We start from the raw sequence: 10,656 nt of genomic DNA on the forward strand, positions 1-10,656 counted from the left end.
GCGCAGCCGCATTTTCCTCCCCTCCCTTTAATGACCTGAAAACCGGTGGCCGAGCGAAGTCGAGGCCATTTTGATCTACTGGCAAAGAAGCCGATAATCAGATCATTTTTTATACGGATTACCGTTGAAAAAATCAAATTGTCCCTTTTGAAGTTATCTCAATATTAAATTCAGCTTACATGGATAAGTTGGAGTGGGATTTGTCTTTAAATCCCTTGATATCCGTTAATAAAAGCGCAATTTTTACACCCTCAAATCAAAAATTTAATCCCGAGTAAATGAATCGATATATTGATCTAATCCAACAAACTTTTGACTTTCCTACCAAAGAATTTCATGTAGAAAATGACCAACTTTTTTTCAACGGAGTCAACCTGATGGAAATCATCGAAACCTATGGCACGCCGCTGAAACTGACTTATCTGCCGAAGATTTCGGAAAGCATCCAAAACGCCAAAACCTACTTTGGCAATGCGATGGAAACGCACAATTACCAAGGGAAATATACCTATTGCTATTGCACTAAGTCTTCGCACTTCAGCTTTGTGTTGGATGAAGCCTTGAAAAATGATATTCATATTGAGACATCTTCGACATTTGATATTCCTTTGGTCAGAAACCTTTTTGCAAAAGGAAAAATCACCAAGGACACTTTTATCATTTGCAATGGCTTCAAACGTGAGTTGTACAAGCAATACATTTCAGAACTGTTAAATGACGGCTTCACCAACTGCGTTCCGATTCTAGACAATATCGGTGAGATCGACTACTACCTCGAACATGTAAAAGTTCCCTTCCAAGTGGGTATCAGGATCGCCGCTGACGAGGAACCAAAATTTGGATTCTACACCTCACGTCTGGGAGTTCGCTATAATGATATCCTAAAGCTTTACGAGGAAAAAATTAAGGATAATCCTATGGTGAGCTTGAAGATGCTTCATTTCTTCATCAACTCCGGGATCAAGGACACGGCTTACTACTGGTCAGAATTGACACGATTTATCCAGAAATATGTGGATCTGAAGAAAATTGCCCCGACGCTGGACACTATGGATATCGGTGGGGGTTGGCCGATCAAGACGAATGTGTTTTTCGATTACGATTACCAATACATGGCCGATCAGATCGTCAAAAATATCAAGTGGATGTGTGCTAAAAACAACACTGCCGAACCAAATATTTTCACCGAATTCGGAAGCTTTACGGTAGGAGAGAGTGGGGCAGTACTTTATTCGGTTTTGGAGGAAAAGCTACAAAACGATAAGGAACTCTGGTATATGATCGATGGATCATTTATTACCCAATTGCCTGACAGTTGGGGACTCAACCAAAAGTACATCATGCTGGCAGTTAATAATTGGGATGAAACCTATCAGGGAATTTCACTGGGAGGTTTGACATGTGATAGCATGGATTACTACAACTCAGAGGCTCACCAATACAATATTTATCTGCCGAAGATCGAACCAAACAAAAAGCAATACATCGGTTTCTTCCATACCGGAGCTTATCAAGAGTCTCTTGGTGGATACGGTGGAATTCAGCATTGCCTGATTCCTGCACCGAAGCATGTGCTGATCGATCGAGATGAAAATGGAAACATCACCCATCGACTTTTCGCCAAAGATCAGACTCAGGAAAGTATGCTGGAGATTTTGGGGTATTGAGAGGGGAGACGGATACTTCGACTTCGCTCAGTACAGGCGACGGAAGACAGAAGCCAAGTAATTTCTAGAGTTTGGATAAGTCTTCAAACTTGTATTAGAAAGACCGCTGAAAGGCGGTTTTTTTTGCATTCGACACAATCCACCAAATAATAATGAACATCGAATGGCGAATATCGAATAGCGAATTCACCGGAAAACGATCACCGATCATCAGTTATCCGACATCGGTCAATCCAAACCTTAAAAAAGAACATCGAACGCTGAATCTTGAATTGCAAAGGTTTTTGTCGGTCATCGGTCATCGGACATCGGACTTCCAACTCCAAAAAAAATCATCTCACCGTAATATGATAACAGGACTGTTGTCTCTCCTTGATGAAGAAAATTTTGTTGGCTGCTTGAAATTCATTCAATACCGATTCCAGATCTTTTTGTGCTGATCGGTTTGGGCCTTTTTTGCCGTTAAACCTGATATACGAAATATCAAACGAAACTCCGTAGGAATGCGAACTGACACCTGAGGTAGCATTTTTATTTCGCTTTCTTAAGTTTTGCTGTTGTTCAGGGGTTCGGGTGACGGAAGTGATTGTGAAAAAGCTTTCTTTTTTAGCTAGGGCTTTAAAAGCTTCGCCTAATTCTTCAATAATTTCTTTTGAGCGAGGAGTTACATAGGGATAGCTGTGTGTGAGTTTTTCAACATGATAACCCGATCCTCGATTTATAAGGACCAACTGATTGTTATTGATCAGCTTCTGGAAATGAGCCTCACTCTCGATCAACCCAAATCCGTTGTTTTCTCCTGCAACAAGGTGATTGTCATATTCTTTGGTGATCACTCGCTTCGGAACAGTTATCGTCAAGTCAGGAGCAGGAACTTCTACCATAATCGGCTGGAATTCCTTTACAGGTTTTGGTGGAGCAGGAGTGGTAGTAAAGGAGGAGTAGGTTTCTTTTAATTGCCTTTTTATGGCTGGTAAATACTTTCCCGCTGCCAGTGCGCCCAAAGAAATAAGAACAAAAAATGTAGCAAGGAGAATTATAGGAAGTTTTTTCATTGGAAATGTAATACTTGATTTTTACAATACAGGCTTTCAACTCTTGGTGAATTAAAAGCTATTAGTTAGCAAACATTAATCCACAAAGCTACTTTTTACGCCATTTTGATAATAAAAGGGCGATTTTTTGCTGAACGGCTTAAAAGTTTTCTGAAGGCAAATCAGATCATGCTATTGACTGAGTTCCATCCGCTCAATATTGTTACCATAAAAAATGACAAATACTGTCCTGGAGATTTGGGATTTTGTGACAATGAGACCCGTTTTTCTGTTTTTAAACTAAAGCTGTTCCGATGAAAAAACCTATCTTGAACCAACCGAAATGGAAAATAATTTTTAGATGATTTTGAACGAACTAAAACCAAGAAAGGCACTGAACAAAGCCTTTTTAAAAGTAAAACCGAACAGGACTGAAATTGAAGGTTTCAAGATCAATCTTATTACTTTACTGGACAGGACAAATGACACAGAAAGCGAAGAGTTTCATAAAAACTTGGTTTCCGACTTTCTCAAAGACACTTATTATAAACAAAACCATTTTATAAATACCAAAGGTCGAAACGACCTTGTTATTCATAACGGACAAAATGCAAACTCGACAGTTGGCGTAATTCTCGAAGCGAAAAAGCCGACCAACAAAGCGGAAATGATTACTACCAAAAGACTGAACGCAAAAGCGTTTCAGGAATTGGTTTTGTATTATTTGCGTGAGAGAATTACTCACAAAAATCTTGAAGTAAAACACTTGGTAGCGACCAACATCAACGAATGGTTCATTTTTGACGCTACCCTATTCGACAGACTTTTTGCTCAAAACAAAAACCTTGTAAAACAATTCAACCACTTTGAAGGTGGACGATTGGCAGACACCAAAACCGATTTTTTCTACAAACAAATTGCCGAACCGTTTATTGCCGAGATAACCGCAGAAATTGAATTTACATACTTCAACATTCAAGATTTTCAAAAACCATTACGCAATGCCGACAAAGCAGACGATAATTCGCTGATTGCTTTATTCAAATTGTTGTCGCCAGAGCATCTTTTAAAACTTCCATTTACCAATGACAGCAACAGCCTTGACAAACGCTTTTACAGCGAGTTGTTGCACATTATCGGCTTGACCGAAACCAAAGAAGGAAGCAAAAAACTGATTGAACGAAATAAAGCAGGAGAAAGAAACACAGGAACAATCCTTGAAGATGCCATTATTCAGCTCGATAGCTTGGATAAACTAAGCAGACTTGAAAGACCAAGCCAATTTGGAAGCACTCAACAGGAAAAATTATTTAATGTTGCTCTTGAACTTTCCATCACTTGGATAAACCGCATTTTGTTTTTGAAGTTGTTGGAAGCCCAACTCATCACCTATCACAAGGGCGACAAATCATATTCGTTTCTCAACCTTGGCAAAATCAAAAACTATGACGACCTGAACAGTTTGTTTTTTCAGGTATTAGCTCGCAAGTATGACCAGCGAAACGAAGATGTAAAAAAGATTTTCGAGAAAGTCCCTTATCTCAATTCATCACTTTTTGAGCCGACAGAAATTGAGCAGCTTACTTTGTTTATCAGCAACCTGAAAGATGATAAAACTATTCCAGTCATTTCTTCCACCGTACTCAAAGACCAACAAGGCAAAAAGAGAACAGGAAATTTAAGCACACTCGAATATCTCTTTGAGTTTTTGAATGCATACGATTTCAGTAGTGAAGGTTCGGAAGAAATTCAGGAAGAGAACAAAACACTAATCAATGCATCGGTGCTCGGATTGATATTTGAAAAAATAAACGGCTACAAAGACGGTTCATTTTTCACACCCGGATTCATCACTATGTATATGTCCCGTGAAACCATACGCCGGGCAGTGGTGCAAAAATTCAATGAAGTAAAGGGATGGAAGTGTAAGTCATTTGAAGAACTGAAAGAAGATATACAGGAAGAAATAAAAGCCGGCAACAGAAAAGAAGTAAGAAAGGAAGCCAACACCATCATCAACAATCTCAAAATTATTGACCCTGCCGTAGGTTCAGGACATTTTTTGGTTTCCGTCTTAAACGAACTGATTGCCATCAAATGCGAGTTGAAAATTCTAGTGGATGCCAATTTGGAGCCATTAAGTAACTATACAGTCGAAGTGGTCAATGATGAATTGATAATAACGGACGAAGAAGGCAATTTTTTTGACTACAACCCCAAAAATAAAGAAAGCCAACGCATACAGGAAACACTTTTTCACGAAAAGCAAACCATTATTGAAAACTGCCTTTTTGGTGTGGACATCAATTCCAATTCAGTAAAAATTTGCCGTTTGCGTTTGTGGATTGAGCTTTTGAAAAACGCTTATTACAAGAATACCACTGAACTAGAAACACTTCCGAACATTGACATCAATATAAAATGCGGAAATTCATTAGTGAGCCGTTTTACCATTGATGCTGATTTAAAGCAAACACTCAAAAAGAGTAAATGGTCGATAGACAGTTACCGCATAGCGGTTGACACCTACCGAAATGCTGAAAGCAAGGAACAAAAAAGAGAAATGGAACGGCTAATTGCTGACATTAAATCGGATTTCAGAAGTGAAATATCATTGAACGACCCGAAAGTAAAAAAGCTACGCAAACTATCCGGCGAACTGTTCCAAATGACCAACCAGCAACAACTTTTTGAAATGAGCAAAAAGGAAAAAGCCGATTGGAATAAAAAAGTGCAGCAATTGACCGAAGAAACCAAAAAAATTGAAACCGAGATTGAAGAAATAAAAGCCAATAAGATTTTTGAAAACGCTTTTGAATGGCGTTTTGAATTTCCTGAAGTGCTGAATGATGAAGGTGATTTTGTGGGCTTTGATGTTGTAATTGGGAATCCACCTTATGTTTTCACAAGGGGCAATGAGTTCGACAGCATTAAGAATTTTATTTGGGAAGCTTACCCATTAAATCAAGGAAAAATCAACCTTTATAGTGTATTTCTAGAATTAGGTCTACAAAAACTACTTAAACCAAATTATTACCTAAGTTTTATTACTCCTGAAACCTTTATTCGAACAAGCACCTATGCTGGTATTAGAGAATATGTAGTTCGCAATAACCAAATTCTATCTTTGGATATTTATGGGATAGGTGTTTTTGAAGGTGTAACAGCAGAAACAATTACATTTTTTATTAAGAAAAAAACTCCGAATAATAATGTCATTGCTGTTACCAAATTCAACAACCAAAAGGATAAAATTAATTACCAAGTTAATCAAGATTTTTTCTTAACAACTCCTGAATTTAGGTATGTATATAATTCTTCAATAAGTGATAAAGAGTTATTCGAAAAATTATTTAACAATTCAACCCCATTAGGTGAAATTGTTGATGTTAGGAATGGCGTTGCAACTAAATCGGGGAAAAACGATTTTATATCAAAAATTAAGGAATCTGAAAAATATAAAAAACTACTTGAAGCTCCGGAAATCTACAGATACGGCTTCAAATGGAAAGGAAATTATATAAACTACGATAAAGAAGCTTTACATCGCCCTCGGAAAGAAGAAATATTTTTAGCCAAGAAGATTTTATGTCAAAGAGTTTCTCCAAAATTAGTTTGCTGTTTAGATGATGAGAAGTACTATACATTTAATTCAATTAATAATTTAATTCTTATTGATGAAAATTTTTCTCTTGAGCAAATTGTCGCCTTCTTGAATTCAAAGCTTATAAATTATTACTATAAAAAAATGTTCTCTATGGGAGCTGAGTTTACAATAACAGTTACTAAAGAAAATTTATCAGTAATCCCTATTAAAAATATCGATAGTAGCTATAAGGTAAAACTTGAAACAATCGTCAAAGAAATAACAACTCTCAAAAAAAATAAGCCAACTGCAAGTATATCCGAATTAGAAAACCAAATAGACCAATTGATTTACCAACTTTACGACTTGACCGAAGCAGAAATAAAAATCATTGAAAGCAATTAATGAATGTTTGGACAGACATACAAGCGATATTCAACAACAGAGAATTAGCACTACTTATTTGGATTGCTGTTATTGTTTTAGCTTTATTGCTATCTAAATTAAGAAAATCGCTTGTTCCAATAATTCAAATCCTTTCAAAGCGAATGTTTCTGATTGTTTTTTCTCTAATCGGAGCTTACTTGTTCGTGATAATTTTTCTCTTTAAAAATCTCGAAGTATGGCAGAACTCCAACTTGAAAGATGTTTTATTTTGGCTTTTTACAGTTGGCTTAATCTTGGTTTTCAAAATCAACGATGCTAAGAGCAACGCATATTTTAAAGGCATTTCCCTTTCAGCAATCAAATGGACAATTGTTCTTGAATTTGTAGTCAACCTTTATAGTTTCAGTCTATTTACCGAACTAATTATTTTGCCTGTTTTAATTTTCTTAGCTATGACACAAGCAGTTGCTGAAATGGACGAAAAGCATAAAGTTGTCTCAAAGTTTTTGCAAAATGTTATCGTAATATCAGGACTTTCAATATTCTCTTATTCACTTTACAAAACCATTGTAAACTTTGATGATGTTTTGACTTTTCAAAATCTTGTTTCATTCCTTTTACCAAGCACAATCACAATTTTATTCATACCATTCGTTTACTTCTTGGCATTATATAGCACATACGAAAGCTATTTCATTCATCTTGACTTTATGACCATTAAGAAAGACAAGGTTAAGGTAGTTAAGAAACTGATATTACGAATTGCAAACATCAACCTTGACAAACTTTTAAGGATTAAAAAGAACTTTGAGAAAAGAGTTTTTTATGACGACACGGACTTAAAGGATTATGTTCAGGCAATTAGTAAAAAATCACACATTAACATTTAATGGCAGGACTTGACGACATATTTAATTCTTCTCAATGGCACCAAAGCATACAGAAATCTTTGGGTCTTAGTTCTAAATTATCTGAAATGTTTAAGTCTGAAGAAAGTATTAGAAAAAACCTTAGTGGCCTAAGTATGGCGACTGAACTTGCTAAAAGTATGCAAAAGCATCATAAAATGTTTGAAAACTTTGATCAGTCGGCAATTGAAGCAATAAAAAAAAGTCTGAGCTTTCGAACACAATTTGCAATTCCTCAAACAACGCTTGATGCAATTTTATCAATAAACCGCCAATACGAACAACTTTTTGGCGGAATAAGAGCATTGTCAGAAGCTCTTATAATTCAATCGCCAGCTTTAGCACAATTCAATAATCTAAATTTTGCATTAAGTGGCATTTCAGGACAAATTGCAGCAATAGCAGCACAGCAAAGAAATTGGACAATAATTGATGACTTTGAAGAAGTAACGGAACAGGCAATTGAGTTTTCTGAAAGTCTAAAAGAAGATGTAACAGAAGAACAAAAAAAACAATTTCTAATATTACTTTCTACAATATTTGCTTTTGTAAACAAGCACAAACAAAAAGGTATTAATACTTTTCGTTTTCTTGAAATTTTATTATTGTTTTATAGTTATTACTCAATATTTTCATCCAAACCTGAATTAGCTACTAAGGCAGACATACGACAAATCAATTTAAAACAAGACACAATAATTCATTACATCAACTTAGTAAACGAACAATTAAGAGAAGCAAAAGAATATCGGATTACTAACAGAGAATGTGAAGTAAAGCTAAAACCAAAATCAAAGACTTTGACACTTTGTAAACTACCTAAAGACTTTGAATTAACTGTTTTACAAGTTAATCATAAATGGGTTCTAGTTAGTTACTTTGACCCAAAAGACAACTTGCCACAGACAGGTTGGATAATGAAAAAATATTTAGACAAACCTGAATAATATGTCAACAATGCCAACGCTTCACTGCTACGCACAAGTTATCCTGTTCCTTCGGGATGGCCAAGTCGCACCAGCCGGTTTTAATAGGGCATTGGAACAATATATAAAGTTGGGTAATTCGGAAAACTGGATAAGTCAACGACTCAAAACCACTCCTTCCTCATCGCAATAGTCGGATAAGTATTAGAGTGAAATCGCTCGATCAGTCCATTGATTTTCGGGAGTTCGTATTCCATAAAGTAGCGGGCGGTTTCGATCTTGCCAAAATAGAAATCCTGTTCAGATTCTTTAGTATTCAAAGCTTTTTGGGATGAAACAGCTTGCTTTAGCCACATCCAACCAATACAGACAATTCCGGTTGCTTCGAGAAATAGCGTGGCATCGGCCAGAAATTTCTCGGGACCTTGGTTCATTTTGAAAAGTATCTGAGCAGCAGCATGATTAAACTTCTTGAGTTGGAGTTCAAAAGTTTGCCTAATGGAATCCAGATCTGAAAGTTCTTTTGAGTTATCAATCGTTGATTCAATTTCCTTTTCAAAAAGCTTCCAACCCAATCCTTCCTGAATCAAAACCTTTCTTCCCAAAAGATCCAAGCCATGAATGCCAGTAGTTCCTTCGTGTATCGGGTGAATTCGTGCTTCCCGGTAATATTGCTCCACCGGAAAATCGGTGGTATAACCTGCACCGCCCAAAACTTGCACTGCGGCTGAGGTGCTTTGCACTCCCATTTCAGAAGGATAACTCTTAGCAATTGGGGTCAGCAGATCCAAAAGTAACTCCATCTCATTCTTCCGAACTTCATTTTCTTCGTGAGCAATTTTATCGGAAAGGATCGCGCAATAAATCAAAAGTGCCAAAGACCCTTCGACCGCGCTTTTTTGGAATAGCAGCATCCGCTTCACATCGGCATGTTCGATAATTGGGACTTGAGCTTGGCTGAGGTTCTTTTCGCCGACTTTTCTGCCTTGAGGCCTTTCTTTAGCATAGGCTAAGGAGGCCTGATAGGCCGCAGACGCAATTCCCACAGCATTCATCCCAACTCCCAATCGAGCCTCGTTCATCATCTGAAACATGTATTTCAGCCCCTGATTCGCTTCTCCGACTAGGTAACCTTCACAGTCATCATTGCTTCCGATCATCAGGTGAGCAATGGGAGCACCTTTGTAGCCCATCTTGTGATAAATGCCCTGAGTCAGTACATCGTTTGATTCTCCGGAAATCCGAATTTTGGGAACGACAAAAAGTGATATCCCTTTGGTGCCGGCAGGAGCGCCCTGAATCCGTGCAAGCATCAAATGGATGATATTTTCGCAAGCGTCATGATCTCCTGCGGAAATGTAGATTTTTTGGCCTTTGATTTTGAAAACCCCCGATTTTTCAGTGGTAAAAGCGGTCGTCGAAATATCAGAAAGCGAACTTCCAGCATCGGGTTCAGTCAAGGCCATTGTACCTTGCCAAAGGCCGGAAAAGAGGTTTGGCGTGAATTTTTCGATCAGATCTTTTGAGCCAAACGTTCGGATCAGGTTTGATGCACCTGTCGTCAAAAACGGAAAAACGCTAGCGGAGTAATTTGCAGCTTGAAAGATAAATCCTGCTGTGATATGGATTGTCCAAGGAAGTTGCTGACCACCTTCTTCATAAGGGAAGAGTGCATTGATCCAGCCATCCTCACCAAATTGACGGATGATGGCTTTCATTCCGGGATGAATCCGAATTTTTCCATCGATAAGTTGGGGTTCATTTCGATCCATTTCGGTGAGAAGTGGGCGAAGTGACTTCTCGGCTATCTGCTCTGCTGAATCCAAAACCAGTTTAAACGTCACCTCCGAATGATCAGCGAAGTAGGGGAGTTGGGTCAATTCCAGACAGTTTTGATTTTCAAAAAGTTGGAAATGAAGGTCTCTTTTAGAGTAGAATCGGGTCATTTGGAGAAAGGATTTATATAAATATCAGATAATCTATAAAAGATCCCTTGGATTTATTCTCTCACAGATTTCTCAGATTGGCACAGATACAGAAAGACAAAGATAAATTTTACAAATCTGTGGTGATCCGGTGCGCCACGAGGCGTGTGTGTTATAAATTAACTTAAAAACCTAGGAAGATGAAAGTTCTTTCCAGCCAAAT

General features: G+C 37.5%; 6 protein-coding genes. 4 read left to right on the forward strand and 2 right to left on the reverse strand.

Features of this window, described 5'->3' with window-relative positions; genetic code table 11:
* Positions 1 to 278 precede the first annotated feature (278 nt).
* The gene (locus ACK4HU_RS20445) at positions 279 to 1,667 is read left to right on the forward strand and encodes an arginine decarboxylase (RefSeq protein WP_409809608.1); all 1,389 of its coding nucleotides are present in this window, start codon (positions 279 to 281) and stop codon (positions 1,665 to 1,667) included.
* Between the two features lie 332 nt (positions 1,668 to 1,999).
* Here the strand turns inward: ACK4HU_RS20445 and ACK4HU_RS20450 are convergent, their stop codons facing one another.
* Positions 2,000 to 2,722 carry a DUF5715 family protein gene (locus ACK4HU_RS20450; protein WP_409809610.1) on the reverse strand — a complete coding sequence of 241 codons (723 nt, stop codon included), beginning with the start codon at positions 2,720 to 2,722 and terminating at the stop codon, positions 2,000 to 2,002.
* Between the two features lie 340 nt (positions 2,723 to 3,062).
* Here ACK4HU_RS20450 and ACK4HU_RS20455 point away from each other — a divergent pair, with 340 nt between their 5' ends.
* Genes ACK4HU_RS20455 through ACK4HU_RS20465 form a run of 3 tightly spaced genes read left to right on the forward strand, consistent with a single transcriptional unit; the run spans position 3,063 to position 8,529 of the window.
* Complete coding sequence (locus ACK4HU_RS20455; protein WP_409809612.1) at positions 3,063 to 6,692, forward strand: Eco57I restriction-modification methylase domain-containing protein; 3,630 nt, start codon at positions 3,063 to 3,065, stop codon at positions 6,690 to 6,692.
* A complete protein-coding gene (locus ACK4HU_RS20460) occupies positions 6,692 to 7,564 on the forward strand; it encodes a hypothetical protein (protein ID WP_409809614.1) in 873 nt (290 codons plus the stop codon). Before ACK4HU_RS20455 ends, ACK4HU_RS20460 begins: the two co-directional genes overlap by 1 nt.
* Positions 7,564 to 8,529 (forward strand): hypothetical protein, encoded by a 966-nt coding sequence (locus ACK4HU_RS20465; RefSeq protein WP_409809615.1) that lies wholly within the window; start codon positions 7,564 to 7,566, stop codon positions 8,527 to 8,529. The genes ACK4HU_RS20460 and ACK4HU_RS20465 overlap by 1 nt, the downstream gene beginning before the upstream one ends.
* Positions 8,530 to 8,672: 143 nt before the next feature.
* Here ACK4HU_RS20465 and ACK4HU_RS20470 read toward each other — a convergent pair whose 3' ends face one another.
* Complete coding sequence (locus ACK4HU_RS20470) at positions 8,673 to 10,454, reverse strand: acyl-CoA dehydrogenase (protein ID WP_409809617.1); 1,782 nt, start codon at positions 10,452 to 10,454, stop codon at positions 8,673 to 8,675.
* Positions 10,455 to 10,656: the final 202 nt, after the last annotated feature.

The organism is Algoriphagus sp., from assembly GCF_046296635.1.
Classification (GTDB): Bacteria; Bacteroidota; Bacteroidia; order Cytophagales; family Cyclobacteriaceae; genus Algoriphagus.